This window comes from Pseudomonas fluorescens, assembly GCF_030344995.1.
In the GTDB taxonomy this organism is placed as follows: domain Bacteria; phylum Pseudomonadota; class Gammaproteobacteria; order Pseudomonadales; family Pseudomonadaceae; genus Aquipseudomonas; species Aquipseudomonas fluorescens_BF.
In genome coordinates this window covers 5,700,991-5,727,815 of sequence record NZ_CP128260.1, presented here as the reverse complement: position 1 = coordinate 5,727,815, position 26,825 = coordinate 5,700,991, and the positions used below count along the sequence as shown (strand labels likewise).

Annotated in this window: 24 protein-coding genes; 16 read left to right on the top strand and 8 right to left on the bottom strand. The window is 62.3% G+C overall.

Going from position 1 to position 26,825, the window contains the following annotated elements:
* The first annotated feature begins 27 nt into the window (after positions 1-27).
* The 4 genes from QR290_RS25735 to QR290_RS25720 all read left to right on the top strand — a co-directional run bounded on the left by QR290_RS25735 (position 28) and on the right by QR290_RS25720 (position 6,396).
* Positions 28-2,376: a hybrid sensor histidine kinase/response regulator gene (locus tag QR290_RS25735; RefSeq protein ID WP_289203871.1), complete on the top strand. Its 2,349-nt coding sequence runs from the start codon at positions 28-30 to the stop codon at positions 2,374-2,376.
* A gap of 95 nt (positions 2,377-2,471) precedes the next feature.
* Positions 2,472-4,121: an acyl-CoA dehydrogenase family protein gene (locus QR290_RS25730; RefSeq protein ID WP_289203870.1), complete on the top strand. Its 1,650-nt coding sequence runs from the start codon at positions 2,472-2,474 to the stop codon at positions 4,119-4,121.
* 67 nt (positions 4,122-4,188) lie between these two features.
* Positions 4,189-5,688, top strand: coding sequence for an AMP nucleosidase (gene amn / locus QR290_RS25725; protein ID WP_162130486.1), 1,500 nt, complete (start codon positions 4,189-4,191; stop codon positions 5,686-5,688).
* Positions 5,689-5,760: 72 nt separating this feature from the next.
* A complete protein-coding gene (locus QR290_RS25720; RefSeq protein ID WP_289203869.1) occupies positions 5,761-6,396 on the top strand; it encodes a pseudouridine synthase in 636 nt (211 codons plus the stop codon).
* On the opposite strand, the gene QR290_RS25715 is transcribed toward QR290_RS25720, so the two are convergent.
* Both QR290_RS25715 and QR290_RS25710 read right to left on the bottom strand, forming a co-directional pair.
* Positions 6,391-6,600 (bottom strand): DUF2788 domain-containing protein, encoded by a 210-nt coding sequence (locus QR290_RS25715; RefSeq protein WP_003228500.1) that lies wholly within the window; start codon positions 6,598-6,600, stop codon positions 6,391-6,393. The two genes, QR290_RS25720 and QR290_RS25715, sit on opposite strands and share 6 nt — an antisense overlap.
* A gap of 106 nt (positions 6,601-6,706) precedes the next feature.
* Positions 6,707-7,186 (bottom strand): Lrp/AsnC family transcriptional regulator, encoded by a 480-nt coding sequence (locus QR290_RS25710; protein ID WP_007909658.1) that lies wholly within the window; start codon positions 7,184-7,186, stop codon positions 6,707-6,709.
* Positions 7,187-7,640: 454 nt separating this feature from the next.
* Here QR290_RS25710 and QR290_RS25705 point away from each other — a divergent pair, with 454 nt between their 5' ends.
* Positions 7,641-8,696 carry a DUF6515 family protein gene (locus tag QR290_RS25705; protein ID WP_289203868.1) on the top strand — a complete coding sequence of 352 codons (1,056 nt, stop codon included), beginning with the start codon at positions 7,641-7,643 and terminating at the stop codon, positions 8,694-8,696.
* Here QR290_RS25705 and QR290_RS25700 read toward each other — a convergent pair.
* Positions 8,690-9,586, bottom strand: coding sequence for a cation diffusion facilitator family transporter (locus tag QR290_RS25700; RefSeq protein WP_289203867.1), 897 nt, complete (start codon positions 9,584-9,586; stop codon positions 8,690-8,692). The two genes, QR290_RS25705 and QR290_RS25700, sit on opposite strands and share 7 nt — an antisense overlap.
* Before the next feature lie 15 nt (positions 9,587-9,601).
* Positions 9,602-10,021, bottom strand: coding sequence for a hypothetical protein (locus QR290_RS25695; RefSeq protein WP_039771823.1), 420 nt, complete (start codon positions 10,019-10,021; stop codon positions 9,602-9,604).
* A gap of 108 nt (positions 10,022-10,129) precedes the next feature.
* On the opposite strand from QR290_RS25695, the gene hrpB reads away from it, so the two are divergent.
* Positions 10,130-12,649 carry an ATP-dependent helicase HrpB gene (hrpB, locus tag QR290_RS25690; RefSeq protein WP_289203866.1) on the top strand — a complete coding sequence of 840 codons (2,520 nt, stop codon included), beginning with the start codon at positions 10,130-10,132 and terminating at the stop codon, positions 12,647-12,649.
* A 3-nt stretch (positions 12,650-12,652) separates the two neighbouring features.
* Here hrpB and QR290_RS25685 read toward each other — a convergent pair whose 3' ends face one another.
* Complete coding sequence (locus tag QR290_RS25685; protein ID WP_085732924.1) at positions 12,653-13,567, bottom strand: LysR family transcriptional regulator; 915 nt, start codon at positions 13,565-13,567, stop codon at positions 12,653-12,655.
* A 238-nt stretch (positions 13,568-13,805) separates the two neighbouring features.
* Between QR290_RS25685 and QR290_RS25680 the strand changes: the two genes are divergently transcribed.
* The 5 genes from QR290_RS25680 to QR290_RS25660 all read left to right on the top strand — a co-directional run bounded on the left by QR290_RS25680 (position 13,806) and on the right by QR290_RS25660 (position 19,708).
* Entirely contained in the window at positions 13,806-15,299 is a 1,494-nt protein-coding gene (locus QR290_RS25680; RefSeq protein WP_289203865.1) for an aldehyde dehydrogenase, read from the top strand.
* A 32-nt stretch (positions 15,300-15,331) separates the two neighbouring features.
* Positions 15,332-16,702, top strand: coding sequence for an aspartate aminotransferase family protein (locus QR290_RS25675; RefSeq protein ID WP_289203864.1), 1,371 nt, complete (start codon positions 15,332-15,334; stop codon positions 16,700-16,702).
* Positions 16,703-17,092: 390 nt separating this feature from the next.
* Positions 17,093-18,070, top strand: coding sequence for an ABC transporter substrate-binding protein (locus QR290_RS25670; RefSeq protein ID WP_115079304.1), 978 nt, complete (start codon positions 17,093-17,095; stop codon positions 18,068-18,070).
* A gap of 10 nt (positions 18,071-18,080) precedes the next feature.
* On the top strand, positions 18,081-18,884 hold the full coding sequence (locus QR290_RS25665) for an ABC transporter permease (protein ID WP_115079303.1): 804 nt from the start codon (positions 18,081-18,083) through the stop codon (positions 18,882-18,884).
* Complete coding sequence (locus QR290_RS25660; protein ID WP_085687896.1) at positions 18,872-19,708, top strand: ABC transporter ATP-binding protein; 837 nt, start codon at positions 18,872-18,874, stop codon at positions 19,706-19,708. Before QR290_RS25665 ends, QR290_RS25660 begins: the two co-directional genes overlap by 13 nt.
* 2 nt (positions 19,709-19,710) lie before the next feature.
* Here QR290_RS25660 and QR290_RS25655 read toward each other — a convergent pair whose 3' ends face one another.
* Together QR290_RS25655 and QR290_RS25650 are read right to left on the bottom strand one after the other, a co-directional pair.
* The gene (locus QR290_RS25655) at positions 19,711-20,787 is read right to left on the bottom strand and encodes an endonuclease/exonuclease/phosphatase family protein (protein WP_289203863.1); all 1,077 of its coding nucleotides are present in this window, start codon (positions 20,785-20,787) and stop codon (positions 19,711-19,713) included.
* Positions 20,788-20,861: 74 nt separating this feature from the next.
* Positions 20,862-21,536 carry a YciC family protein gene (locus QR290_RS25650; protein ID WP_115080005.1) on the bottom strand — a complete coding sequence of 225 codons (675 nt, stop codon included), beginning with the start codon at positions 21,534-21,536 and terminating at the stop codon, positions 20,862-20,864.
* 178 nt (positions 21,537-21,714) lie between these two features.
* Between QR290_RS25650 and QR290_RS25645 the strand changes: the two genes are divergently transcribed.
* The 3 genes from QR290_RS25645 to QR290_RS25635 all read left to right on the top strand — a co-directional run bounded on the left by QR290_RS25645 (position 21,715) and on the right by QR290_RS25635 (position 23,736).
* Complete coding sequence (locus QR290_RS25645; RefSeq protein ID WP_289203862.1) at positions 21,715-22,473, top strand: DUF2076 domain-containing protein; 759 nt, start codon at positions 21,715-21,717, stop codon at positions 22,471-22,473.
* Positions 22,474-22,610: 137 nt separating this feature from the next.
* On the top strand, positions 22,611-23,090 hold the full coding sequence (locus QR290_RS25640; protein WP_007958730.1) for an NYN domain-containing protein: 480 nt from the start codon (positions 22,611-22,613) through the stop codon (positions 23,088-23,090).
* 40 nt (positions 23,091-23,130) lie between these two features.
* The gene (locus tag QR290_RS25635) at positions 23,131-23,736 is read left to right on the top strand and encodes a 3'-5' exonuclease (protein WP_289203861.1); all 606 of its coding nucleotides are present in this window, start codon (positions 23,131-23,133) and stop codon (positions 23,734-23,736) included.
* A gap of 127 nt (positions 23,737-23,863) precedes the next feature.
* On the opposite strand, the gene QR290_RS25630 is transcribed toward QR290_RS25635, so the two are convergent.
* Entirely contained in the window at positions 23,864-24,319 is a 456-nt protein-coding gene (locus QR290_RS25630; RefSeq protein ID WP_289203860.1) for an Lrp/AsnC family transcriptional regulator, read from the bottom strand.
* A gap of 163 nt (positions 24,320-24,482) precedes the next feature.
* Here QR290_RS25630 and yedA point away from each other — a divergent pair, with 163 nt between their 5' ends.
* Both yedA and QR290_RS25620 read left to right on the top strand, forming a co-directional pair.
* Positions 24,483-25,421: a drug/metabolite exporter YedA gene (gene yedA / locus QR290_RS25625; RefSeq protein WP_289203859.1), complete on the top strand. Its 939-nt coding sequence runs from the start codon at positions 24,483-24,485 to the stop codon at positions 25,419-25,421.
* Between the two features lie 53 nt (positions 25,422-25,474).
* Entirely contained in the window at positions 25,475-26,815 is a 1,341-nt protein-coding gene (locus QR290_RS25620; RefSeq protein ID WP_289203858.1) for a DEAD/DEAH box helicase, read from the top strand.
* Positions 26,816-26,825 lie beyond the last annotated feature (10 nt).

Genomic DNA, 26,825 nt, shown 5'->3' with positions numbered 1-26,825 from the left:
AACCGGACAAGCCACGCTGGGGCTTCAATGCGCTATTTGTTGATGTTGCTGTTCTGCTTGCCCCTCCTGGCAAGCGCCGTCGAGTTCGACGAGTTCACCCAGAGCCTCCCGCTGGGTCGATCCCTGCAAGTGTTCGAAGACCCGAGCGGTCAGGCGAGCATTGCCGACGTCCGCGCGCAAGCCGCCGCCGGAAACTTCAAACCCCATGACAAAGCCACGCTCAATGCCGGTTATTCGCGCTCGGCGTTCTGGCTGAAGATCGACCTGCATTACCGCCCGACCAATCCGTCGGCGCAGCGCAGCTGGTTGCTGGAGCTGGCGTATCCGCCGCTTGATCATCTTGATCTGTATCTGCCCGATGCTGCCGGTGACTACCGTCTGGTGCGGCAGACCGGGGACGCTTTGCCGTTCGCCAGTCGCGAGATCCGCCAGAACAATTACCTGTTCGACCTGGCGTTCAAACCGGATCAGCAACGAACCGTTTATCTGCGGTTGTCCAGCGAAGGCTCGATCCAGGCACCGGTGACGTTGTGGTCGAGCACCGCGTACCTCGAAGACCAGCCCGTGCGCCTGTATGTGCTGGGGATCATTTATGGCGTGCTGCTGGGGATGCTGGTCTACAACCTGTTCATCTACCTCAGCGTGCGCGACACCAGTTACCTCTATTACATCTTCTATATCGCCTCGTTCGGCCTTTATCAGCTGTCGGTCAACGGCGCGGCGGTCGAGTATTTCTGGCCGGACAACCCGTGGTGGGCCAACGCCGCCACGCCGTTCTTCATCGGTTGCGCGGGGCTGTTCGGCAGCCAGTTCGCCCGCAGTTTCCTGCAGACGAAGAACCACAGCCGCTGGCTCGATCGCTTGTTGATGGCCCTGATCGCTTTCGGTGCCGTAGTGATCGGTCTGTCGTTGATGACCAGTTATGGTTTGGCCCTGCGTCTGGCGACGACCCTGGCCCTGACCTTTACCGTGGTGATCTTCGCCGCCGGGATCCTGGCCTGGTGGCGCGGCCTGCGGGTGGCGCGTTATTTCATCATTGCCTGGTCGGCGTTCCTGATCGGCGGCATCGTCAACACCATGATGGTGCTGGGTCTGCTGCCGAATGTGTTCCTGACCATGTACGCCAGCCAGATCGGTTCGGCCATCGAAGTGGCGCTGCTGTCGCTGGCGCTGGCCGATCGCATCAACGCGATGCGTGAGCAACAGGCGCAGACCCTGTTCGACGCCGGCCAGAAGCTCGAAGTGCTGAACCAGCAACTGGCCCACAGCAACAAGCTCAAGGACGAATTCCTCGCGACCCTGACCCACGAATTGCGCACGCCGATGAATGGCGTGATCGGCTCGCTCGAGTTGATGCAGACCGTCGAGCTCGATCCGGAACTGGAGCAATACCAGCAGACCGCCGCCGGTTCGGCCCGGGACATGATGCGCATGGTCAACGGCATCCTGACCCTGACCGAATTGCAGGCCGGCAAGCTCAAGGCCACGCCGGGCAGTTTCAGCCTGCGCGGGGTGATCGAGGCGTTGCGGATTCAGTTCGATGGCAACGCTTCGAGCAAGTCGCTGGACTTCAAGGTCGATGTGCTGCCTACCCTGCCGGATCGCCTGCACGGCGACAGCGCCAAACTCGCGCAATGCCTGGAATGCCTGCTGGACAACGCGATCAAGTTCACCCGCGTCGGCGGTCTGGCATTGCGGGTGACGGGCAAGCCATCGACGGACAATCGCCTGGCGCTGTCCTTCGCCGTGATCGACACCGGCATCGGTTTTACCGATCTGGGCGAGGCGACGCTGTACCAGCGGTTCTTCCAGCTCGACGGTTCGATGACCCGCGAATACGGCGGGCTGGGCGTCGGTCTGGCGATCTGCCGTCAATTGGTGGAACTGCTCGGCGGCAAGCTCACGCACCGCTCCGAACCGGGGCGCGGCAGCCGTTTTCAGCTGGATGTCGAGTTTGAGTTGCCGGAAGCGGAAGCCGTGCCCGCGTTCAGCCGCGACACCGTGCGCGCGCCGCAGGATTGCACCGTGCTGCTGGTGGACGACAACAGCGTCAACCAATTGGTGATGCGCGGCATGTTGCTCAAGCTCGGTTTCCGGGTGCGCACCGCCGACCACGGCGCGGCGGCGCTCGATTGTTTACAGCGCGAGCGCTTCGATGCGGTGCTGATCGATTGCCAGCTACCGCCGCTCGACGGGGCATCGCTGTGTTGCCAGATTCGTGACCTGCCGGGATGCGCCCATCTGCCGGTATTCATGATCGCGCTGGGGGCGGATCGAGAGCATTGCGCGTCGGGTGGCTCGATCGACTATCTGAGCAAACCGGTGAAATTCGAAGATTTGCAGGTTGCGATGCAGCGACGGGTGTTGAGTTGCTGACAGGGTGAAAGCGCCGGCATTTAGGCCGATATGACACTTTGATCGGTTCGGGGGCGGTGCTTAACTGAAGCTCTGGCCGATCAAGGAGCCCCGTCATGAACCTGCATCAGTTCGCCGAAACCCACGAAGTCACCAACCAGCCACCGTCGCTGGACGGCACCAACCTGTACCGCATCGACCTGCCGTTACAGGAGTGGTCGCGGCGGTTCGGCGCCGGCTGGGCCGAGTCGCGGATCGACGCCTACGGCGCGCTGGCCGGCGGGCCGCTGATGGCGGCCGGGTTCCTCGCCAACCAGAACAAACCGGTGTTCGCCAGCCATGACCGCTATGGTCATCGCATCGACCTGGTGGAGTTTCATCCGGCGTATCACGAGCTGATGCGCACCGCCATTGAACATGGCCTGACGTCGTTGCCCTGGGCTCATCCACAGGACGGCGCCCATGTTGCCCGCGCCTCCATGAGCTATCTGCACAGTCAAGCCGAGGCGGGCAGCGGTTGCCCGCTGACCATGACTTTCGCCAGTGTCCCCGCGATGCGTTTGCAGCCGAATCTGGCCGAACAATGGCTGCCGAAAATCCTCGCCACCGAATACGACCCGCGCAATGTCGGCATGGCCCACAAGGCTGGCGTGACCATCGGCATGGCGATGACCGAGAAACAGGGCGGCACCGACGTGCGCGCCAACACCACCAAGGCTTATCCGGTCGGCGCGAGCGGCCCGGGTCAGGCTTATGAACTGGTGGGGCACAAGTGGTTCTGTTCGGCGCCGATGTGCGATGCATTCCTCACGCTGGCGCAGACCGACAAGGGCCTGACCTGTTTCCTGCTGCCGCGCCATCGCCCGGACGACACGCGCAATCAGTTCTATATCCAGCGCCTGAAAAACAAGCTCGGCAACCAGTCCAACGCCTCCAGCGAAGTGGAGTTCCGTGGCGCGCTGGCTTGGATGGTTGGTGAAGAAGGGCGCGGCGTACCGACGATCATCGAGATGGTGGCGATGACCCGTTTCGATTGCATGGTTGGCTCCAGCTCGCTGATGCGTCAGGCGCTGACCCAGGCCAGCCATCACTGCGCCCATCGCAAGGTCGGCGGCAAACTGCTCAGCGAACAACCGCTGATGCAGAACGTGCTGGCCGATCTGGCACTGGAAAGCGAAGCCGCGCTGGCACTGAGCCTGCGCATGGGCAGGGCGCTGGATCATCTCGATGACCGCCATGAAGCGCAGTTCGCCCGACTGGTGACGGCGGTGGGCAAGTACTGGATCTGCAAACGCGCGCCGGGAATGATCAACGAAGCCGCCGAATGCATGGGCGGCGCCGGGTATGTAGAGGAGAGCATCCTGCCGCGTCTGTACCGCGAGGCGCCGGTGAACTCGACGTGGGAAGGCTCCGGCAACGTGCAATGCCTCGACGTACTACGTGCCTTGTCGAAAGAGCCGGGCGTGCTCGATGTGCTGTTCAGCGAGTTGGGCGACGGTCATGGCGACAAGCGACTGGCCGCGCACATCCAGCAATTGCAGGCGCAGTTCAAGGACACCAGTGACATTCAGTATCGCGCTCGGCAACTGACTGAAGACATTGCTCTGGGGCTGCAAGCGAATCTGTTGCTGGAAGCCGGGAATTCGGCGGTGAGCGATGCCTTTATCGCCAGTCGCCTGAGCGGTGGCGGCCGGGCCTACGGCGCGTTGCCGCGCGGGCTGGATGTTGAGGCCATCGTCGCCCGCTCGACGCCGCAAGGTTTCTGAAGCATCCCTGTCAGATTGATGAATAGCCACAACGCCACTGTTTCCGTGACGCCACGATGCAGGCAAGATGAAGCTCTGCAAGTCAGAACACAGGAAGCTGATCGTGACCGAAGCGTTTATTGTCGTTCAAACTGCCGAACAGGCCGTGGATCGTCTCGCCGAGCTGCATGAGCGGGCCACCACGGCGCTGAACTCGGCGCTCAAGCGTTATCTCAAGGATCGCGTCGAGCCCGACGCCGAGCAACGTGCCCTGTTCCGTTATCCCGAACTGCGTCTGACCTACCACTGCCAGGGCGAAGTCCCGCAGACCACCCGTGCTTATGCCAAGGTGCAGTTGCCGGGCACTTACAGCGTGACCGTCACCCACCCGGCGGCGTTTCGCAAATACCTGCTGGAGCAGCTCACGCCGCTGATGCACGACTTCACCGTGACTGTGGAAGTCGGGGTCAGCGAACAGAACATTCCATATCCGTACGTGGTCGAGCAGGGCGATGAACTGGCCGGCTCCGGCGTCACTGCCGCCGTGCTGGCGCGAGTGTTCCCGAGTACCGATCTGTCCGCCGCCACTGACGGCATCGCTGACGGTCTCTACGACTGGGAAAACACCGATCCGCTGCCGCTGGCGCTGTTCGACGCCGCCCGCGTCGACTTCTCGCTGCGCCGTCTGGTGCACTACACCGGCAGCGACTGGCGCCATGTGCAGCCGTGGATCCTGCTGACCAACTACCACCGTTATGTCGACCAGTTCATCGTCCATGGCCTGGAACAACTGCGCCGCGACCCGCGTTTCGTACGCATGGTGCTGCCGGGCAACGTGATCATCGAAAAGGGCATGGATCACGGCGAAGCCTCGGCGATTGCGGCCGGCGTGGTCTGGCACCGCTACCAGATGCCGGCCTATCACCTGATCGCCAGCGATGGCCACGGCGTGACCCTGGTCAACATCGGCGTCGGCCCGTCCAACGCCAAGAACATCACCGACCACCTGGCCGTGCTGCGTCCGCATTGCTGGCTGATGATCGGTCACTGCGGCGGCTTGCGTCAGTCGCAGACCATCGGCGACTACGTGCTGGCTCACGCCTATATGCGTCGCGACGGGATTCTCGACCGGGTGGTGCCGCCGAACATTCCGATCCCGGCGCTGGCCGAAGTGCAACTGGCGCTGCAGCAAGCGGCGGCCAACATCACCGGCGAGAAGGGCGAAGAGCTGAAAAAACGTCTGCGCACCGGCACCGTGCTGACCTACGACGACCGCAACTGGGAATTGCGCTGGGCTCAGGAGCGTCCGCTGATCAACCTGTCCCGCGCCGTGGCGGTGGACATGGAAAGCGGCACCATCGCCGCCCAGGGTTATCGTCTGCGAGTGCCGTACGGCACGTTGCTGTGTGTTTCGGACAAGCCGCTGCACAGTGAAATCAAGCTGCCGGGTTCGGCCAACGCGTTCTACGAGCGTGCGGTCAGCCAGCACTTGAAGATCGGCATCGAAGCGGTGGACCTGTTGCGCACCGAACTCAACTCGCTGCACTCGCGCAAACTGCGCAGCTTCGACGAGCCGCCGTTCCGCTAACGGTTTGTCGTGGTCATTTGGCGGTCGGGGCACTAGCATTGTCAGCCCTGATCGCTGAATGTCTGCTCTCTTATGTCCCGTCCCCCACGTCCACCTTCCCGCCGCCCCGGCGCGAAGCCAGCTTCTTCAGCCCCGCGCCGTGTCGCCAAGGCACCACCGGCCGAGCCGAAGCTGATCCTGTTCAACAAACCGTTCGATGTGCTGACGCAATTCAGCGACGGCGAAGGGCGGGCGACGCTCAAGGATTACATTGATGTTCCGGGCATCTACCCAGCCGGACGGCTCGACCGCGACAGCGAAGGTTTGCTGCTGTTGACCAACGACGGCCAGTTGCAGGCGCGGATCGCCGACCCGAAGCACAAACTGGCGAAAACCTATTGGGTACAGGTCGAAGGTGTGCCGACGGCGGAGCAGTTGCAGCGTCTGCGTGACGGTGTTGAATTGAATGACGGCATGACCTTGCCCGCCGAAGCGCGGCAACTGGATGAGCCCGAGTTGTGGCCGCGCAATCCGCCGGTACGCTTTCGCGCGACCATACCGACCACCTGGCTGGAACTGGTGATTCGCGAAGGGCGCAATCGTCAGGTGCGGCGGATGACGGCGGCGGTTGGGCTGCCGACATTGCGGCTGGTGCGGGTCAGGATTGGTGACTGGACGATCGAAGGGCTCGATCAGGGCCAGTGGAAAGAAGTGCCGGCGCGCTTATAAGGCGCCGGATTCGATCAGGCCGATCACCACGCTCTTGATGATGAACGCGGCCACGCCCAGGCCCAGCACGAAGAACAGAATGAACGAGCCAAAGCGCCCGGCCTTGGACTTCTTCGCCAGATCCCAGACGATGAAACCCATGAAAATGATCAGGATGCTGACCAGACCGGTCATCATCCACTCTTCAAATACTGCTGGATCCATCGGGCATCTCCGGCGCTGTGCGGCTGAAAGGGCGGCCGGGAGTATACGCCAGCGGCGAACGACGCAGTATTGACCTGCGTCGGTGTGCCGCAGTCATTCGTCGATTTCAGCTACGCAAATGAGTCAGCGGCAGTTCGGTGCTGTTGAGCACCTGATTCAGCACAAAACTCGAACGCACGCTGGTCACGCCTTCGATCCGGGTCAGGTGCCCCAGCAGCAGCTTCTGATAGTGATCCATGTCCGGCACCACCACTTTCAGCTGATAGTCGGCATCCACGCCAGTCACCAGGCTGCATTCCAGCACCTGCGGCAAGGTACGGATCGCCGCTTCGAAGTTCTCGAAACGCTCCGGCGTGTGCCGGTCCATGCCGATCAGCACGTAGGCGGTCAGGCTCAGGCCGAGCATCTTGCGATCGAGCAGGGCGACCTGACGGGAAATGTAGCCGTCGTCCTCCAGTTGCTTGACCCGGCGCGAGCACGGGGAGGGCGACAGACCGATGCGTTCGGCCAGTTCCTGGTTGGAGATGCGGGCGTCGCGCTGCAATTCCGCCAAAATACTGAGGTCGTAACGGTCGAGTTTGCTCATCAAACGGTCCTTTGTCTTAACTATTGCGGCGGATTATCTATCCAGGGTTAAAAATTGCGCAAGTGATGTTTATTTGAGCAATCTTCGCAATCATCTGTCGCGGCTCCGGGCCTATTCTTAACACCAGAATCACTGCTCGGTAACACAGTCCACTGCGGCCCGCCCAATCCGGCCCGCCGCGGCCGCCACCCCCACCGGGGTTGTGCCGGCCCCCGAGCTGCACACTGTCCAGAAGACGGCGTGAGGTGAGCCGACGTCAAAAGCGTCGAGCCAGGACGAAGTTCTCTAGAAGGGAGGCCGACGGGTCTCCCTTTTTTCTTGCCCGCGATTTGGCCCTTCTCGCTCAATAAATAAATGACGTGACTGATAACCTGTAGCAGAACCCGGTGTGCACGTCCCCGGTCTTAGCTACAAGACCTTCTATTACAGGCTCTAGCCCGCAGTGAGGAATTTCATGAAGTCGCGCATCTGGCGTCTGGCCAGTGTTGGTTTGCTGTGTGTGAGTGTCGGTGCGCAAGCGCTGGCGGATGAGCCGCAGAATCGCGGCCCCGACGGCGGCGGACGCGGGCCGGAGCATCAAGGCAACAATCAGGGACATGGCGGCGGCAATCAGCCGCACGGTCAGAACAATCCGCAGCGGCAGAACAACGACATCATTCGTGGCGACAACAGCCGCCAGTTCGAGCACAACGGCCAGCAGAACCACGGGCAACCGAACAATGGCCAGTGGCAGAATCAGAATCAGCCACGTCCGGCCTACAACCCCAACCCCAACCCCGTACGCCAGCCGCCACCGCCGCCACAACTGCCGGCCAATGATCTGCCGATCCAGCCGCGCCCCGACACCGTGCGCCAGACCCAGGAACCGCGTCAGGGTTATTACCGCGATGAGCGTCCGCAGAACGGCTATCACCAGAACTGGCAGACCGGCAATCGTCCCAACGACAACCGCTGGCCGGGTCGCCCGGACGGGCATGGCAACGGCTGGGGCCCTGGCCCGCAATACCGGCCCGGTCATGTGATCGATCGTTTCCCGGATCGTGATTACCGCGTGCCATATCGCGGCCAGGACTATTTCTATTCCGGCGGCTACTGGTATCGCCCGCAAGGCCCGCGCTACATCGTGGTTCAGCCACCGCGCGGGATTCGCATCCAGTACCTGCCGGATTACGCTCGGGAAGTGTGGATCGGCGGTTCGCTGCTGTTCCTCGCCGCCGGTTCGTACTACGCCTATCAGGAAGCGACCCAGGATTACGTGGTGGTCGAACCGCCGGTGCAGCAGCCAACGCAGCCGACCGGCAATGGTTATGACGTGGAGGCGTATCCGGCCAACGGTCAGTCACCGGAGCAGGTTCAACGCGACGGGTACGAGTGCTATCAGTACGCGGTGCAGCAGAGCGGCTTCAATCCGCGCACCGCGACTTATCAACCGGCGCCCGAAGTGGTGCAGGCCTACCGCCAGGCCCAGGGCAATTGCCTGAGCAGTCGCGGTTATCAGGTCAACTACTGAGCCCCAGCGGCTTTGACCACTTCCTGCGGGTCGGCGTGCACCAGCACTTCGGCCCGTGGGTAGGCTTTGTGAATCGCATCCGCTGCCTGATCGCTGATGCCGTGAGCCACTGACAGCGTCAGCTCCCCCGGCAGTTCCAGGTGCAACTGCACGAACCAGTGATTGCCGGAAATCCGTGTGCGCAGATCATGCGCCCCCAAAACACCCGGCACACCACACGCCAGTTCGAGCATGTGCTGACTGACATCCGTCGGCAGCTCTTCATCCATCAGCACCGAAAAACTTTCCCAGGCGATCTGGATCGCGCTCCACAGAATGTACGCCGCAATTCCCAGACCGAACCACGCATCCAGCTGATCGAACCCCAAACCGGCCAATACCAGCGCAATCAGAATGCTGCCGTTGAGCAACAGGTCCGAACGGTAATGCAGCGAATCCGCCCGCACCGCGTTGGAACCGGTCTGCTTGATCACCCGATGCTGCAGCATCAACAGCGCCGCCGTCAGCAGCAGGGAAAACACGATCACCCCGATGCTCAGCCAAGGCGCGCCGAGCGGCTCGGGATTGTTCAAACGCTCATAAGCCTGAAACGCGATCAGCACCGCACTGCCGCCAATGAACAGCGCCTGCGCCATGCCCGCCAGGGATTCGGCCTTGCCATGTCCATAACGGTGATCGTCATCTGCCGGGCGCAGCGCGTAATGCACCGCCAGCAGATTGAGCAACGAAGTGACGCCATCAAGGGCCGAGTCGGTGAGGCCGGCGAGCATGCTCACCGAACCGCTCAGCCACCAGGCGATGGCTTTGGCGATGATCAGCGTACAGGCCACCGCCACCGAGGCGCGGGTCGCCAGCCGCAGCAGGCGGGCGTGTTCGGGGCTGGAGGTCATGGGTGCATGGATTCCTTATGCGGCAGGTTGCAGGCCGAACATCGCCAGTTGCTGGGTGCTGCCTTTGTGCTGGATCAGCCGTGGGTCGTCCAGCGGCAGATTGCGGCCCAGCTCCGTTTCGAGAATAGCCTGCAACTTCAAGTTATCGACCTGACCATCCGGGCCGATGGCTTGCTTGAGCTTGGCCGGATCGACCTGCGCCGTGTGGCCCGGTTCGAAGTAGATCGCGCCGGTGGCGAAGTCCACGGCAAACGCGATCACGCCGGGAAGGATATAGAACAACAGGCCCACGGCATCGAGCACGGCAATCGCCGGGTCGATCTTGCCGTCGATCTGGCCGCGCCGGTCGGGATAGAAAATAGAACCGCACGCGGTGATCTGGGTGAGCAGGGTGGCAACCAGTACACCGCCGATCAGGCGAAAAGGTAAGCGCATGGGAATCTCCTGAGTCATCTATTAACGAAGCGTCATCGTGTGAAGTTAAGACCCTGACGAACGCTCAGCAGTTCGCCGTTATACTCGGCCCTCTGTTTTGGAGCCAGTATGAATTCGTTGCCGATCGATGAAGTTTTACCCGCCCTGCGTGAAGCCCTCGCGACACGCCACGAAGCCGTGCTCGAAGCACCGCCCGGCGCCGGTAAAACCACCCGCGTGCCCTTGGCCCTGCTCAATGAAGCGTGGCTGAACGGGCAGACCATTCTCATGCTCGAACCGCGTCGGCTGGCCGCGCGTGCGGCGGCGGAGCGGCTGGCCAGCGAGCTGGGCGAGAAGGTCGGTGAAACCGTCGGTTATCGCATCCGCCTCGACAGCAAGGTCGGCCCCAACACGCGCATCGAAGTGGTCACTGAAGGCATTCTCACCCGGCGTTTGCAGGACGATCCGGCGCTGGAAGGCGTGGGCCTGCTGATCTTCGACGAATTTCACGAGCGCAGTCTCGACGCCGATCTGGCGCTCGCCCTCAGTCTGAACGGTCGCGAGCTGTTTCGAGCTGAACAACCGCTGAAGATTCTGCTGATGTCCGCCACCCTCGAGGGCGAACGTCTGGCCGGTTTGCTCGACGATGCGCCGATCCTGCGCAGCGAAGGCCGGATGTTCCCGGTGACGATGCGCTGGGGCCGGCCTTTCCAGCCCGGCGAATACATCGATCAACGCGTCACGCAAACGGTGCTCGAAGCCCTGCACGATGAAACCGGCAGCCTGTTGGTGTTTCTGCCGGGGCAGGCGGAAATCCGGCGTGTTCATCAGCAACTGTCGGACGCCATCGGTGAGCGCAGCGACGTCTTGCTCTGCCCGTTGCACGGCGAACTCGACCTGAACGCACAGCGCGCTGCCATCGATCCGGCCCCCGCGGGCCAGCGCAAAGTGGTGCTGGCCACCAACATCGCCGAGACCAGCCTGACCATCAACGGCGTGCGCGTGGTGATTGACGCCGGGCTGGCGCGGGTGCCGCGTTTCGACCCGGGCAGCGGCATGACCCGCCTCGACACTCAACGCATCTCCAAAGCCAGTGCCACCCAGCGCGCGGGCCGGGCCGGGCGTCTGGAACCGGGCGTGTGTTATCGCCTGTGGTCGCAGGATCAGCATGAGCAACTGGCGGCTTATGGCAGCGCGGAAATCCTCTCGGCGGATCTCGCTGGGCTGGCCTTGCAGCTCGGACGCTGGGGCGTGGCGCCGAGTGACCTGATCTGGCTGGACGTGCCGCCCGCCGCCGCTTATGCACAGGCTCAGGATTTGTTGCAGCGTCTCGGTGCGCTGGACGGTGAAAGCCTCAATCGCCACGGTCAGGCCATGGCCGAACTGCCGGCGCATCCGCGCATCGCTCATCTGCTGTTGCGCGGTCAGGCACTGGGGTTGGCGAACATGGCGTGCGACGTCGCCGCGTTGCTCGGTGAGCGCGATATTTTGCGCGGCGCCGGGGCGGATCTGCACAGTCGTCTGGTGCTGCTGTCCGGCGAAGAACGCGCGGCGCGCGGAGCCCAGGGCGGCGTGCAGCGCGCCCGGCAACTGGCTCGGCAATATCGCGGTTACCTGCGCGGCAAGGCCAGCGAACCAGTTGCCGACCCGAATCACCCACGCTGGCTCGGCGCCTTGCTGGCGCTGGCCTACCCGGATCGCGTCGCCCAGCAGCGGCGGGCCGGTGGTGCCGAATATCGTCTGGCCAACGGCCGCGCGGCGCTGTTCGCCGAAGCCGACAGCCTGATGAAGGAACCGTGGATCGTGATCGCCGACCTCGGCAGCCGCCAAGGTCAGCGCGAAGAGCGGATTTATCTGGCGGCGGATTTCGATCCGGCGCTGTTCGACTCAGTGCTCGCCGAACAAGTGCACAACGTCGATCAACTGGACTGGGACGAACGCGAAGGCGTGCTGCGCGCCGAGCGCCAACGCAAGGTCGGCGAACTGATCCTCAGCCGCGAACCACTGACCGGCCTCGACGAAAACGCCCGCAGTCAGGCGCTGGTCAATCTGGTACGCCGCAAAGGTCTGGAACTGCTGCCGTGGACCCCGGAACTGCGCCAGTGGCAGGCACGAGTCGCGTTATTGCGTCAGCTCGACCTGGACGCCGAGGGCGACAGCCAATGGCCGGATGTCAGCGACGCCACGTTACTGAAAACCCTCGAAGACTGGCTGATGCCCTACTTGGGCAAGGTCTCGCGCCTCAGTCATTTCGCCAACCTCGACCTGTCGAGCATCGTGCGCAATCTGCTGCCATGGCCACTGCCGCAACAGCTCGACGAACAGGCACCGCACCACCTGAGCGTGCCGTCGGGCTCGTCGATTCGCCTCGACTACAGCGAACAACCACCGATTCTCGCCGTGCGCTTGCAGGAGCTGTTCGGCCTCGCCGACACACCGCGCATCGCCGGCGGCCGGCAATCGGTCAAGCTGCACCTGCTGTCGCCAGCACGGCGTCCGGTGCAGGTAACGCAGGATCTGGCCAACTTCTGGCGCAGCACCTACGCCGAGGTGAAGAAGGATTTGAAGGGGCGATATCCGAAGCATTATTGGCCGGATGATCCGCTGGTGGCCGAAGCCACTGCTCGGGCTAAACCGCGCGGTACGTGAGGGTTAGTGACTGGCCTTCGCCGTCAGCTGCTCCCGACAATAATCAGCAAACAACTGCGCCGGTTTGGTCAACTGTCCGCGTTTGAGCCATGCCGCCACCAAGCCCGAACCGGTAACGTCTTCGACAATGTCCACGCACACGACTTTCTTGCCGTCGTAGGTGCATTCCGAATGCGGGCGAGTGACCAGGATCGAGAAACCGAAACCCTGGCCGACCATGCCGCGCACCATTTCGATCGATGGCGAGCTGAACTCGATTCGCGGTGACAACCCGAGTTCTTCGAACAGGCTGACGAAGTAGGTGCGGCTCGGTTGTACGTCGAGCAGGATCATCGGTTCCAGGCACAAGTCTCGCAGCGAAACCTGCTTGAGCTGGGCGAAGCGGTGATCTGCCGGCAGAAGTGCGTAAGGCCGTTGCGCCGGCATCAAGGGTTCGGTTTCGATGGTGGCGTCGAGGTCGTGCTTGTACAGGATCGCCAGGTCGAAGGTGCCCGAGGTCAGGCCTTGCACCAGTTCCTGTTGTTCGCCGTCGCGGATGCGGATCTTCACCCCCGGATACAGCGCCGAGAAGCCGGCAATCAGTTGCGGCAAGTACAGCGGCGCCACCGTTTCAAAACAGCCTATATCGATCTGCCCGGCCACCACGTCGTTGTCGGCGAGGGCGTTCTGTTCGAACTCCTTGGCCATGCGCAGCAGTTCCTGAGCCTTGCGGAAGAACCGCGCGCCGCTCGGCGTCAGCGACACGCCCTGAGCGTGATGGCGGATCAGCAGTTGCACGCCGAAGCTGTCTTCCAGCCCCTTGATTGCCGTGGAAATCGCCGGTTGTGCGATGTACAGCTTGCGCGAAGCCTCGGCGACGCTGCCGCATTCGACGGTGGTGATGAAGTATTTCAACTGACGCAGGTTGTAAGCGGCCACGGTGAACCTCAAAGCGAACGGATTTCACATCCAAGCAATTTGTAAGCCGCCGGCCTCCGTTCTGTCGGCGGTTTTTTTGTCCCTGAACAATAGCCCCATACGCGCGCGAAGGGGCCATCGGCTGGTTACCTTTTTTATTGTCTGCGAAGACATTTTTACTGGTTTTAGCCCGCACGGGCCTGAGCGACTATCACTGCGCACTGTTCTCAAAAGAATAAAAGTCCAAGGAGCAATCACCGTGTTCGAGCTTGCAGACTGGCAGCGCAAGGCCGCTGAATTGAGCTATCCGTACCAGGCCGTGATCGACGGCAAGCTGTGTGACGCGCAGTCGGGGCAGACGTTTACCGCGATCAACCCGGCCACCGGCCAGCTGCTGGCAAACGTCGCTGCGTGCGGTGAAGAAGACGTCGATGCGGCGGTGCGCAATGCGCGGCAGGTGTTCGAGGCCGGCATCTGGGCCGGGCGTTCACCCACCGAGCGCAAGCAAGTGCTGCTGCGGCTGGCGGATCTGATCCTGGCTAATCGCGAAGAACTGGCACTGCTCGATTCGCTGAACATGGGCAAACCGGTGATGGACGCTTACAACATCGACGTGCCGGGCGCCGCCGGGGTGTTTCGCTGGTACGCCGAAAGCCTCGACAAACTCTACGATCAGGTCGCGCCAAGTGCGTCGAACGTGCTGGCGACCATCACCCGCGAAGCGCTGGGCGTGGTCGCCGCCGTGGTGCCGTGGAATTTCCCGTTGGACATGGCCGCGTGGAAACTCGCGCCGGCGCTGGCGGCGGGCAACTCAGTGATTCTCAAACCCGCCGAGCAATCGCCGTTCTCCGCATTGCGTCTGGCCGAGCTGGCGCTGCAAGCCGGATTGCCGGCCGGCGTGCTGAACGTGCTGCCGGGGCTTGGCGAGCAGACTGGCAAAGCCCTGGGCCTGCACCCGGATGTCGATTGTCTGGTGTTCACCGGCTCGACCCAGGTCGGCAAATATTTCATGCAGTACTCGGCGCAGTCGAACCTCAAGCAGGTGTGGCTGGAGTGCGGCGGCAAGAGCGCCAATCTGGTGTTCGCCGACTGCAAGGATCTGGATCTGGCGGCGCAGAAAGCCGCGTTCGGGATCTTCTTCAATCAGGGCGAAGTCTGTTCGGCCAACTCGCGATTGTTGGTGGAGCGCTCGATTCATGACGAGTTCGTCGAGCGACTGAAGGCTCAGGCCGAACGCTGGCAACCGGGCGATCCGCTGGACCCGGCAAGTGCGGCGGGGGCGGTTGTCGACACCCGTCAGACCGAAAGCATTCTGCGCTTCATCAACCAGGCCGAACGCGAAGGCGCGACCCGCGTCTGCGGTGGGCGGCAACTGAGCTTCAACGGCTCGGACAACTTCGTTCAGCCGACGATTTTCACCGGCGTGCAGTCGCACATGACCCTGTTTCGCGAAGAAGTGTTCGGCCCGGTGCTGGCGGTGATTCCGTTCGATGACGAGGCCCACGCCTTGCAACTGGCCAACGACAGCGTCTACGGTCTGGCGGCGTCGCTGTGGACCGATGATCTGCACCGCGCGCACCGGGTGGCGCGGCAATTGCGAGCCGGTACGGTGTCGGTCAACAGCGTCGATGCGCTGGACGTGACCGTGCCGTTTGGCGGCGGCAAGCAGTCCGGTTTCGGCCGCGATCTGTCGCTGCACTCGTTCGACAAATACACCCAGTTGAAAACCACCTGGTTTCAACTGCGCTCATGACAGCCGCTCACAACAAAAAAGGAGATCCGGCGATGACCACCTCACGTGAAACCCGCGACTACCAGGCCGCCGATGCAGCGCACCACATTCATGCGTTCGTCGACCAGAAGGCCCTCAACGACGAAGGCCCACGGGTGATGGTGCGCGGTGACCGCCTGCACCTGTGGGACAACGACGGTCGGCGCTACCTCGACGGCATGTCCGGGCTGTGGTGCACCAACCTCGGTTACGGGCGAAAAGATCTGAACGCCGCGGCGAGCCGGCAGCTGGAGCAATTGCCGTACTACAACATGTTTTTCCACACCACTCACCCGCAGGTGATCGAGCTCTCCGAGCTGCTGTTCAGCCTGCTGCCGGGGCACTACAGCCACGCGATCTACACCAACTCCGGCTCCGAGGCCAACGAGGTGCTGATCCGTACCGTGCGCCGTTACTGGCAGGTGCTGGGCAAGCCCGAGAAGAAAATCATGATCGGCCGCTGGAACGGTTATCACGGTTCGACCCTGGCGGCGACAGCCCTCGGCGGCATGAAATTCATGCACGAAATGGGCGGGATGATTCCCGACATCGCGCACATCGACGAACCGTACTTCTTCGCCCACGAAGGCAATCTGACCCCTGCGGAATTCGGCCTGCGGGCGGCGCAGCAGCTGGAAGCGAAGATCCTCGAACTGGGTGCCGACAAGGTCGCCGGGTTCATCGCCGAACCGTTCCAGGGCGCGGGCGGGATGATCTTCCCGCCGGAAAGCTACTGGCCGGAAATCCAGCGCATCTGCCGCAAGTACGACGTGCTGTTGTGCGCCGATGAAGTGATCGGCGGCTTCGGTCGTACCGGCGAATGGTTCGCCCACGAATACTTCGGTTTCGAGCCGGACACCCTGTCCATTGCCAAGGGGCTGACCTCCGGTTACATCCCGATGGGTGGCCTGATCCTGTCGAAGAAAATGGCCGACGTGCTGGTGGAGCAGGGCGGTGTGTTCGCTCACGGCCTGACCTATTCCGGACACCCGGTGGCGGCGGCGGTGGCGATTGCCAACCTCAAGGCCCTGCGCGATGAAGGCGTGGTGACGCGAGTCAAGGATGACATCGGCCCGTACCTGCAACAGTGCCTGCGCGAGGTGTTCGGCAATCACCCGCTGGTGGGCGATATCCAGGGCACGGGCATGGTCGCGGCGTTGCAACTGGCCGAAGACAAGGCCACCCGCAAGCGCTTCGCCAATGAGAACGACATCGCCTGGCGCTGCCGCACGATCGGTTTTGAGGAGGGAGTGATCATTCGCTCGACCCTGGGGCGGATGATCATGGCGCCGGCGTTGATTGCCAGCCGTGAAGAGATTGACGAGCTGGTGGGCAAGACCTTGAAAGCGCTGGATCGTACGGCGCAGAAGTACGGCCGGCTCTGAGGTATTTGTAAGGCTCAAGGCCCCCTTCGCGGGCAAGCCCGCTCCCACAGTGGACCGGCGTCGTACACAAAATGTGTGAGCGATACTGGCCCCTGTGGGAGCGGGCTTGCCCGCGATTGCGTCAGTCGATTCAACATCGTTTTTGCTGTCTTGCACCCCCTCCGTGCACCCCCGCCCGACGCGCCCTTTCGCGGTGCGCACTACCCAGTTTTTTCATCGTTCGCGTCTAACTATTTCCTCGTTTTCCTGACGCCAAGCCTGGGTCAACATCGATTTCGCCAGCCAAGGCATTGCCCGCCAGAGTCCAGCAGAGACCGCAGCGTGCAATCGCGACACCACGGCTGGCCGTACTGCCCATGACAACTAAATCAACAGCGTTGGGAGTGCTCCATGAACAAGTCCTTGTTTACCCGTCTTGCATGTCCTCTGGCGATTTCCGCCCTTTCCGTCACCGCCGCTCAGGCTGGCACTTTGTCGATCGGCCACACCACGTGGGTCGGTTACGGCACCCTGTACCTGGCCCAGGATCTGGGCTATTTCAAGGAAAACGGCCTGACCGTCGAGTTGCCGGTGGTCGAGGAAGCGTCGATGTACATGGCCGCCCAGGCGTCCGGGCAATTGTCCGGCTCGGCGTCGACCATCGACGAAGTGCTCAAGTACCGCCCGCAATTCTGCTTCAAGGCCGTGGCCGCGCTGGATGACAGTCATGGCGGTGACGGCGTGCTGGTCGGCAAGAACGTGAAGAGCCTGCAGGAACTCAAGGGCCAGGCCGTGGCCGTCAACGAAGGGTCGACCTCGCAGTTCTGGCTCTCGTACCTGCTGAAAAAGAACGGCATGAGCATGAGTGACATCACCGTGCAGAACATGACTGCCGACGATGCTGCCACCGCGTTCATCGCCGGTCGCGTGCCGGCCGCCGTGACCTGGGAACCGCATCTGTCGATGGTGCGCGACAAGCAGCAAGGCAAAGTGCTGATCGACAGCAGCAGTACCCCCGGCGTGATCGTCGATGTGGTGGCGCTCAACTGCACGGTGATCGAGAAGCAGCCGGAGGACGTCAAGGCGTTGGTCGCCGGCCTCTACAAAGCCGTGCAGTTCACCAAGGATCATCCACAGAAAGCCTACGAAATCATGGCCAAGGGTGTCGGCGGTTACCTGTCCGATCCGAAGGAACTGGCCGCCGCCGCGCAAGGCGTGCGTTTCTACGATCAGGCCATGAGCGAGAAGCTGCTGGGCAAACCGGGCGCACCGGGTGACAGCGAGCCGCTGATCAAACTGGCCAATGAAACCGCCAGCGAACTGCAGGGCAAGCCCTACAACGTCAGCAATGACGATCTGGTGGATAACCGTTTCGTCAGCCCGCTCTAGGAGACTGGTCATGTTCAAGCGCAATTCATGGCTGAGCCGCTGCATCACGCCGAAGACCGGATTGCCGGTGCCGGTGGTGTGGAGCGCCAGCGGTCTGGCCTGGGTGTTGCTGGTCGGCCTGTGGGCCGGGTTGTCCTACGGCGGCATCGTGCCGGGGATGTTCCTGCCGACGCCCGGCGCGGTGGTCGAAGCCGCCGTGCGCCTGAGCCGCGATGGCACCCTCGGCCAGCACGTCTGGGCCAGTGTCGAAGTGGTGATGGTCGGCTTCATCGTGTCGTCGCTGGTGGCGGTGCCGCTGGGGTTGTTGATGGGCAGCTTCCGCATCGTCCAGGCGTTCCTTGAGCCGATGGTCAATTTCATCCGCTACCTGCCGGTGACCTCGTTCGTGCCGCTGTTCATTCTGTGGATCGGCATCGGTCTGGAGCAGCGGGTGTCGGTGATCATTTTCGGTGTGTTCTTCCAGCAACTGGTGATGATCGCCGACGTGTCCAAAGGCATCTCCAAGGATTTGATCAACGCCTCCTACACCCTCGGCTCCAACCGGCGTGACGCGGTGCTGCATGTGATCGCCCCGGCGTCGTTGCCCGGCGTGCTCGACACCTTGCGGGTGACCATGGGCTGGGCCTGGACGTATCTGGTGGTCGCCGAACTGGTCGCCGCATCGAGTGGCCTCGGCTACTTGAGCCTCAAGGCCATGCGCGGCTTTCAGGTCGACGTGATTTTTCTCGCCATCGCGATCATCGGCCTGCTCGGCCTGGTCACCGATCAACTGTTCCGCTTCTTGCGTTTGAGGATTGCCGCATGGGCTCAGTAACCGCTGCCAACCGTCGTTTCATCGAGCCGGTCGCCGCACCGGCACACGCCGCGCCAAGGTTGCAGGTGGACAAGGTCAGCCTGCGTTACAGCAAACCCGGCGGCGGAACCTTCACCGCGCTGGAAGAAGTGTCGTTCGAAGTGCCGGATCAGCAGTTCGCGGTGCTGGTCGGGCCGTCGGGCTGCGGCAAGTCGAGTCTGCTGTACCTCACCGCTGGCCTCGCCGAGCCGACCTCCGGCGAGATCTACGTCGGCGGCCAGCAAGTGCAGGGCCCCGGCGCGGATCGCGGGATGGTGTTCCAGAGCTACACGCTGTTTCCGTGGCTGACGGTGCGGCAGAACGTCGAGTTCGGCCTCAAGCGTCGTGGGATGCCGGCGGCCAAGCGCAAGGAAATTGTCGATCACTATGTGCACGAAGTCGGCCTGTCCGGGTTTGCCGACAACTACGCCAAGCAGTTGTCCGGCGGCATGATGCAGCGGGTGGCGATTGCCCGGGCATTGGCCAACGACCCGCAGATCCTGCTGATGGACGAACCCTTCGGCGCCCTCGACAGCCAGACTCGCCTGCAAATGCAGCAGCTATTGCTGCGGGTGTGGGGCAACAGCAAGAAGACCGTGCTGTTCGTCACTCACGATATCGACGAAGCGATCCTGCTCGGCGACCGGGTGTACGTGATGGGCGCCAGGCCTGGGCGGATCAAGCAGATTCTCGACGTGCCGATCGAACGCCCACGCACGCTGGACATGGTCATGGAGCGCTCGTTCATCGACATGAAGCGGCAGATCTTCGGGCTGTTGCACGATGATCTCGAAGAAGCTCACTGAGTTCAGTTGGGTGGCAGGAGGAACTTCGCAATCACCGGCAGATGATCGGAAATGCGCAACGTATCGTCCTGCCGCACCGTGGCTTCGACCCGTTTGATCTTCGGGCTGTAGAACAGGTAATCGACCGTGCGGTCCGGGCCATTGAGGCCGGGGTCGTTGGGGTAGTGGGTCAGCCACTTGGCGCGGTCGATGCCGCTGGCTTCGTTGTTGGTCGGGATCATCGGGTATTTGTCCCACAACAGGTGCAGCGCACTGTCCACGGAGTAGGGCGTGCGCTGTTCGACCGGCAAGCGCCGGTACTGGCCGAGCGGCAACAGGTTGAAGTCGCCACCGATCAGCCACGGCGTGCGGTGGCTTTCGTGTTTGTCGAGGACCTTGGCCACCGCTGTCACCTGCGTCTGCAAGGTGTCGTCCGGTTGGGTGGCGCGATCCAGATGGGTGTTGAACACCACCAGTTGTCCGCCATCGCTGAGCGGCAGAGTGGTGGCGAGCAGGGCGTTTTTCGGCTGGAACTGACGGCTGATGATGTTCGACGGCTGCACCGGCAATTGCAGGCGCTCGGCGTGTTCGATGCGGTAGCGACTGAGGGTGGCGAGTTGCCGGCCGACGCTGCCGAAGATGTGCGGGTCCGGGACGAAATCGGCCTTCCAGTCGAAGGCGTGGGCGCTGCACGGGTAGAGGTCAGTCAGGCGTTCCTGCAACAGCTTGAGCTGGTTCTGATAGTCACTGGCCTTGGCGCCGTCATCCAGTTCCTGCAACAGCACCACATCGGGCTGTTCGTCGCGGATCACCCGCGCCACTTCATCGAGGCTGAACGCCATGTCTTCCGGAGTCGGGGCTTCGTCGTCGCCTTGCGCCAAATCATTCCAGAACACGTAGCGCTTGCCGGCCAGGTATTGCACGTTCCAGGTCATGACCTTCAGGGCCTGGCCAGGTACCAGCGTCGGCGGTTGCCCGGTGCAACTGACCGGCAGGGTTTCCCGGGCGTCGGGGCGCCAGGTCAGGCTGTAGATCAGCGTGCCGATCAGGGCGAGGGCGAGCAGTACGGGCAACAGGATGTAGCGCAGTAGACGGGTCATGGCTCGGCTTATAGCGATACGGAAGTGGTCCCGAGCATACCCGAGACCTATCGATCAGCCCAAGCGCTGCGCAGTCAGACTATTCCGTCACGTTTGTCGGGCAATTCGCTGATCAGCATGAACAGGCGGAACAGCACCACGCTGGTGAACAGTTGCAGGAAGCTGTGGCCACTGTCGATCAGCACCGCGATCAACGGATTCTGCGGATCGGGATAGACCTGCAGGGTCAGGCCCTTGAGCAGCCACAGCGGCCCCATCACACACAGGATGCACACCAGAATCCGCAGAAAATGCCCACGGCTCAGGCGCAGGCTTTCCTTCATCGCCTGCAACGGGCCGTAACCGCGCAGCACCAGCAGGTATTCACCGAAGGCCAGAGTGACCATCAGCCACAGCCCCGGCAGGAAATACAGCGACAGACCGAGCAGGATCAACAGTGTGTTCAGCGCAGTCAGAAGGGCGAAGCGCGGCCACAGGCGAGCGGCCATCGCCAGCAGATCGCGGGTTTGCGGGGATTCGCCACGGGTGCGGGCATCGAGAAACAGAATCAGCGCGGCGGTGTACAGCGGATACACCAGCAGGCCGACGATCACGCTGATCGCCGAGTAACCGTCCGGGTCGCTGGCATGGTCGACCACCTGTTGCAGCGCGGCTTCGAAAATCACCAGCGGCAGACACAACTGGACGATCCGGCCCAGATTGCGTTTGAAAAAATACAGGGAGTCGCGCAGTACATCGAAGGCATTCATCAGTCGGTATCGCAGGTCAAAAACAGTGGCCCACTTTAACCGATGATCCGTTTCGCTGCGCAAACGTAAACGTTCGGTAAAGGTCATTGAAACATTCTGTTGCTGCCTCCATTACAGAGGGGCGCCTCCTCCGACGTGGACGAGGGCAACGTTATCCCCGGCAATCTACGAGGTCGCCATGAACAGCGAAGAACAAACCCTGATCGATGGACTGTTTTCCCGGCTGCAACAGGCCGAAACGGAGGCAGCCCCGCGCGACTCACTGGCTGAAGCGCGGATCAAGGAACACCTGACGCGCCAGCCGGCCGCAGGTTATTTCATGACCCAGGCGATTCTGGTGCAGGAGGCTGCCCTCAAGAGCCTCGACGAACAGAACAGACAACTGACTCAACAGGTCAAGCAATTGCAGGCCGAACTGCAATCGGCCAAGGCGCAGAGCGCGCCGCCGGCCTCCAGCGGTGGTGGCTTCCTGTCGAGCATCTTCGGTGGCAGCAACCCGCGCCCGGCACCAACCCAGAGCGCCCCGGCCTCTACCGGCGGCTGGCGTGAACCGGCTCCGCAGCAGAACTTCGGTGCCCCCGCGCCACAACAGAACTTCGGCGCACCACCACCGGGTTATGGCCAGCAACCAGCGGCCCCGGCGGCCGGCAGCAGCTTCCTCGGCGGCGCCCTGAAAACCGCTGCCGGTGTGGCCGGTGGCGTGATGCTGGCACAAGGCATCAGCAGCCTGTTCCATCACAACCAGCAGCCGCAGGAAATCGTTGAGGTGATCAAGGAGGAGCCGGCCCAGGTCAACGATCAGGGCAACAACGGCTGGGGCGATGACCAGCGCATGGCCAACAACGATTCCTGGGGCAACAACCAGGGTGGCTTCACCGACACCGACTACAGCGATGACAACTCATCGTTCTTCGATGACGATGATTCCTTCGTCTGACTCACCATTCGTCCGGGGCGCCTGAGCGCCCCGGGCCGATTATTCGCGGAACCTTCCTTCGGGCTGGCATACTGAGCGCCTTTTTCGGGCCTGGTGCCTGATCCGGCTCATGCGCGTCAGCGCTCACAGGAACTCCGGTGAAAAAAATCGCAGTGTTCGCCGATGTGCAGAACCTCTACTACACCGTGCGTCAGGCCTATGGTTGCCACTTCAACTACGCGGCGCTGTGGGCGGATGTCAGCCAGCACGGGCAGATCGTCGAGGCCTACGCCTACGCGATCGACCGGGGCGACAGCAAACAGCAGCAGTTCCAGCAGATCCTGCGCAACCTCGGTTTCACCGTAAAACTCAAACCCTACATCCAGCGCAGCGACGGCTCGGCCAAGGGCGACTGGGACGTGGGCATCACCCTCGACATCATGGACGCCGCCGACCACGTCGACGAAATCGTCCTGGCCTCCGGTGACGGCGATTTCGACATGCTGCTCGAACGCATCATCAACAAACACGGCGTGCAAGCGGTGGCCTACGGCGTTCCCGGCCTGACCGCCAACTCGCTGATCCGCGCCGCCAGCCGTTACGTGCCGATCGAAGGCGCACTGCTGTTGAAAAATTGAGCCCTGCTCAAGACTTGATTTAAACGGAGTACCACCCGGTTTGGAACGCATTGCAGTCATCGACTTTGAAACCACCGGCATCTCGCCGAGCAGCAGCTGCCGGGCCACGGAAATCGCCGTGGTCATGCTGGAAAACGGCCGCATCGTCGAGCGTTACCAGAGCCTGATGAACGCCGGCGTACGCGTCCCGGCCTTCATCGAACAACTCACCGGCATCAGCAACGCCATGCTGCGCACCGCGCCGTCGGCCGAACAGGTGATGAACGAAGTCAACGAATTCGTCGGCTGCACACCCCTGCTGGCGCACAACGCCGCCTTCGACCAGAAGTTCTGGGACTTCGAACTGGGCCGGATCAAACGCACCCGTTTGCAGAACTTTGCCTGCTCGCTGCTGCTGGCCCGCCGCCTGATGCCGACGGCGCCGAACCACAAGCTCGGCACGCTCACCACCTTCGCTCAATTGCCGCATACCGGCCAGGCGCACCGGGCGATGGCGGATGCGGAGATGGCGGCGAATTTGCTGGCGCATCTCGCGGATGAGTTGCGGCGCAAGCATGGGGTGCGGGAGCTATCGCACGACTTGCTGTGCAAATTGCAGAAAGTGCCGGCCGCAAAGGTCGGCGAGCACTTGCAACGTTATCGCTGATTTTCAGGCAAACATTTTTCCCTGTGGGAGCGGGCTTGCCCGCGATGGCGTATTGTCAGTCACCCAAATTGTTGGATGTGATGGCCTCATCGCAGGCAAGCCCGCTCCCACAGGGATTACCCTTGCTTCAGAGTTTGCCGTTACCTTCGATATGCCCCAATGGCACCCGCTTCTCTATCGCACTCGACAACACGATCGACGTCTTGCTGAATCCGAATTTCGCCACCTGGTTGATCAAGTCCTCCAGCTCCGGCATCGACCCCACCGCGGCCTTCATGATCACGCACGGATCGCCCGTCACTCGAAAGCACTCGGTCAGTTGCGGAATTTTCACCAGTTCGTCGTAGACCTTTTGACTGCCGTTCTGGTGGAGGCGCAATTCGATCACGCACTGGATCGGCAAGCCGATTTTCGACAGGTCGATGTTCGCCTGATACCCGGTGATTATTCCGGCCGCCTCGAGTTTGGCCACGCGCTCGGCGACGGCGGGGGCGGAGAGGTTCACTTTGCGGGCGAGGTCGGCGTAGGACGCGCGACCGTTTTCGAGCAGGGCGCTGAGCAGCATGCGGTCGTATTTGTCCAAGGTCGGACTCCTGAAAATGCCAGACTTTCGAAATCGCGGTTTTGGCCGTCGATCTCCGTGTTTTCAAAAGTGTACCGGCGCGATAAACAGGTTTTGTAACTTATTTTTAGCGGTTGGCCTTTCTAGAATAACCAATCCCCTGAGTCTGACTTTCGAGTTGCCCATGTCTGCCTTGCGCCGTTTTTCCTTGCCGCTGATCGCTGCGTTTTTTGCGTTGTACGTGATTTGGGGATCGACCTACCTGGTGATCCGCATCGGCGTCGAATACTGGCCGCCGCTGATGCTCGGCGGCGTGCGCTTCGTGATTGCGGGCACTCTGATGTACGCTTTCCTGCGCTGGCGCGGGGCACCGGCGCCGACCTGGGCGCAGTGGAAAGCGGCGGGGATCATCGGGATTCTGTTGCTCAGCTTCGGCAACGGCGCGGTGACCCTGGCCGAGCACAGCGGTGTGGCCTCGGGTGTTGCCGCGCTGGCGGTGGCAACGGTGCCGCTGTTCACTTTGCTCTGCGGTTATTTCTGGGGCGCGCGCAATACACGGCTGGAATGGGCCGGGGTGGCGATGGGGATTATCGGCATCGCGATGCTCAACATGGGCTCCAACCTGCAATCGAGCCCGCTGGGCGCGGCGCTGCTGATTTTCGCGGCGGCGAGCTGGGCGTTTGGTTCGGTGTGGAGCAAGCATCTGCCATTGCCTCAGGGCGCGATGGCCAGTGCCGTGGAAATGCTGGTGGGCGGCGTGGTGCTGTTGATCGGCAGCGCGGCCAGCGGTGAACACCTGCAAGCCATGCCGCCGCTGGAAGGCTGGCTGGCGCTGGCGTACCTGATCTTCTTCGGCTCGATCATCGCGTTCAACGCCTACATGTATCTGTTGAAAAACGTTCGCCCGGCGGCGGCCACCAGTTACGCCTACGTCAACCCGGCGGTGGCGGTGTTGCTGGGGATCGTGTTTGTCGGCGAGACCATCGGGGTCGAAGAGGCGCTGGCGATGCTGGTGATCATTGGCGCGGTGGTGCTGATCGGTCTGCCGCAGTGGCGCCGTCCACGGCAGTTGCCGGTGGTCAGCGAGCCTGCCTCCATAGCGACGGAGCAGCGTGCGAATTAGGGTAAACTGCGCGCCATCGCATACTTGCTCTGATTTTTTCCTACGGTACTCCCATGACTTTCGCCACCCTTGGCCTGATCGAACCCTTGCTGCGCTCCCTCGAGAAGCTCGGCTACCAGACCCCGACGCCGGTGCAGGCGCAAGCCATTCCGGCTGTGCTGGCCGGTCGTGACCTGATGGCCGCGGCTCAGACCGGCACCGGCAAGACCGCCGGTTTTGCCTTGCCGCTGCTGCAACTGCTGGCGATGGAAGGGCCGAAAGTCACCGCCAACTCGGTACGTGCGCTGATTCTGGTGCCGACTCGCGAGCTGGCCGAACAAGTCCACGAAGCCGTGCGCCAGTACGCTGAAAACCTGCCGCTGCGCACGTACGCGGTGTACGGCGGCGTCAGCATCAACCCGCAGATGATGAAGCTGCGCGGCGGCGTCGATCTGCTGGTCGCGACCCCGGGCCGTCTGCTCGACCTGTTCCGCCAGAACGCGCTGAAGTTCAACCAGTTGCAAACCCTGGTGCTGGACGAAGCCGACCGTATGCTCGACCTGGGCTTTTCCGAGGAACTGGCGAACATTTACCGCGCGCTGCCATCGAGACGTCAGACGCTGCTGTTCTCCGCGACCTTCTCCGATGACATCCGCCTGCTGGCCGGGCAGATGCTCAACGATCCGCAGAGCATCGAAGTCAGCCCGCGCAACGTGGCCGCCAACACCGTCAAGCAGTGGGTGGTGACGGTGGACAAGAAGCGCAAGCCGGAACTGTTCGTGCACCTGATGCGCAAGAACAAGTGGAAGCAGGTGCTGGTGTTCGCCAAGACCCGCAATGGTGTGGACGCGCTGGTCGAGAAACTTCAGGGCCTGGGCGTGAACGCCGACGGCATCCACGGCGACAAGCCGCAGGCGACCCGTCAGCGCGCGCTGGATCGTTTCAAGGCCAGCGAAGTGCAGATTCTGGTGGCCACCGATGTGGCGGCCCGTGGTCTGGATATCGAAGACCTGCCGCTGGTGGTCAACTTCGATCTGCCGATCGTGGCCGAGGATTACATTCACCGTATCGGTCGGACTGGCCGTGCGGGTTCGACCGGTGAGGCGATTTCGCTGGTGTGTGCCGATGAAGTGAACATGTTGTCGGCGATTGAAATGCTGACTCGCAGCACGTTGAAGCGTGAGGTTGAGCCGGATTTCGTGCCGGAGCACCGCGTGCCGGACACCGATGCCAGTGGTCAGGTGATCAAGAAGCCGAAGAAACCGAAGAAGCCGAAAGCTTCCGGTGGTGGCGGTGGCAAGCGCAATCTGGGCAAGTGGGTGGACAGCGGGGATACCCCGGCGCCGGAGGTGGCGATCAAGCCTGTGCGCAAGGTGCCGGTGTTCAATACCGGGCCGCGCAAGCGTAAGCCTTAAAGATTGCGTT

What these genes read in the sequence shown, in the direction of transcription:
- QR290_RS25670 (WP_115079304.1), top strand. Translation starts at nt 17,093, where the DNA reads ATGAACAAGTCCTTGTTTACCCGTCTTGCATGTCCTCTGGCGATTTCC.
- QR290_RS25655 (WP_289203863.1), bottom strand. Translation starts at nt 20,787, where the DNA reads ATGACCCGTCTACTGCGCTACATCCTGTTGCCCGTACTGCTCGCCCTC.
- QR290_RS25710 (WP_007909658.1), bottom strand. Translation starts at nt 7,186, where the DNA reads ATGAGCAAACTCGACCGTTACGACCTCAGTATTTTGGCGGAATTGCAG.
- QR290_RS25715 (WP_003228500.1), bottom strand. Translation starts at nt 6,600, where the DNA reads ATGGATCCAGCAGTATTTGAAGAGTGGATGATGACCGGTCTGGTCAGC.
- QR290_RS25665 (WP_115079303.1), top strand. Translation starts at nt 18,081, where the DNA reads ATGTTCAAGCGCAATTCATGGCTGAGCCGCTGCATCACGCCGAAGACC.
- QR290_RS25645 (WP_289203862.1), top strand. Translation starts at nt 21,715, where the DNA reads ATGAACAGCGAAGAACAAACCCTGATCGATGGACTGTTTTCCCGGCTG.
- amn (WP_162130486.1), top strand. Translation starts at nt 4,189, where the DNA reads ATGAAGCTCTGCAAGTCAGAACACAGGAAGCTGATCGTGACCGAAGCG.
- QR290_RS25675 (WP_289203864.1), top strand. Translation starts at nt 15,332, where the DNA reads ATGACCACCTCACGTGAAACCCGCGACTACCAGGCCGCCGATGCAGCG.
- QR290_RS25720 (WP_289203869.1), top strand. Translation starts at nt 5,761, where the DNA reads ATGTCCCGTCCCCCACGTCCACCTTCCCGCCGCCCCGGCGCGAAGCCA.
- hrpB (WP_289203866.1), top strand. Translation starts at nt 10,130, where the DNA reads ATGAATTCGTTGCCGATCGATGAAGTTTTACCCGCCCTGCGTGAAGCC.
- QR290_RS25700 (WP_289203867.1), bottom strand. Translation starts at nt 9,586, where the DNA reads ATGACCTCCAGCCCCGAACACGCCCGCCTGCTGCGGCTGGCGACCCGC.
- QR290_RS25730 (WP_289203870.1), top strand. Translation starts at nt 2,472, where the DNA reads ATGAACCTGCATCAGTTCGCCGAAACCCACGAAGTCACCAACCAGCCA.
- QR290_RS25735 (WP_289203871.1), top strand. Translation starts at nt 28, where the DNA reads ATGCGCTATTTGTTGATGTTGCTGTTCTGCTTGCCCCTCCTGGCAAGC.
- QR290_RS25660 (WP_085687896.1), top strand. Translation starts at nt 18,872, where the DNA reads ATGGGCTCAGTAACCGCTGCCAACCGTCGTTTCATCGAGCCGGTCGCC.
- QR290_RS25695 (WP_039771823.1), bottom strand. Translation starts at nt 10,021, where the DNA reads ATGCGCTTACCTTTTCGCCTGATCGGCGGTGTACTGGTTGCCACCCTG.
- QR290_RS25650 (WP_115080005.1), bottom strand. Translation starts at nt 21,536, where the DNA reads ATGAATGCCTTCGATGTACTGCGCGACTCCCTGTATTTTTTCAAACGC.
- QR290_RS25705 (WP_289203868.1), top strand. Translation starts at nt 7,641, where the DNA reads ATGAAGTCGCGCATCTGGCGTCTGGCCAGTGTTGGTTTGCTGTGTGTG.
- yedA (WP_289203859.1), top strand. Translation starts at nt 24,483, where the DNA reads ATGTCTGCCTTGCGCCGTTTTTCCTTGCCGCTGATCGCTGCGTTTTTT.
- QR290_RS25620 (WP_289203858.1), top strand. Translation starts at nt 25,475, where the DNA reads ATGACTTTCGCCACCCTTGGCCTGATCGAACCCTTGCTGCGCTCCCTC.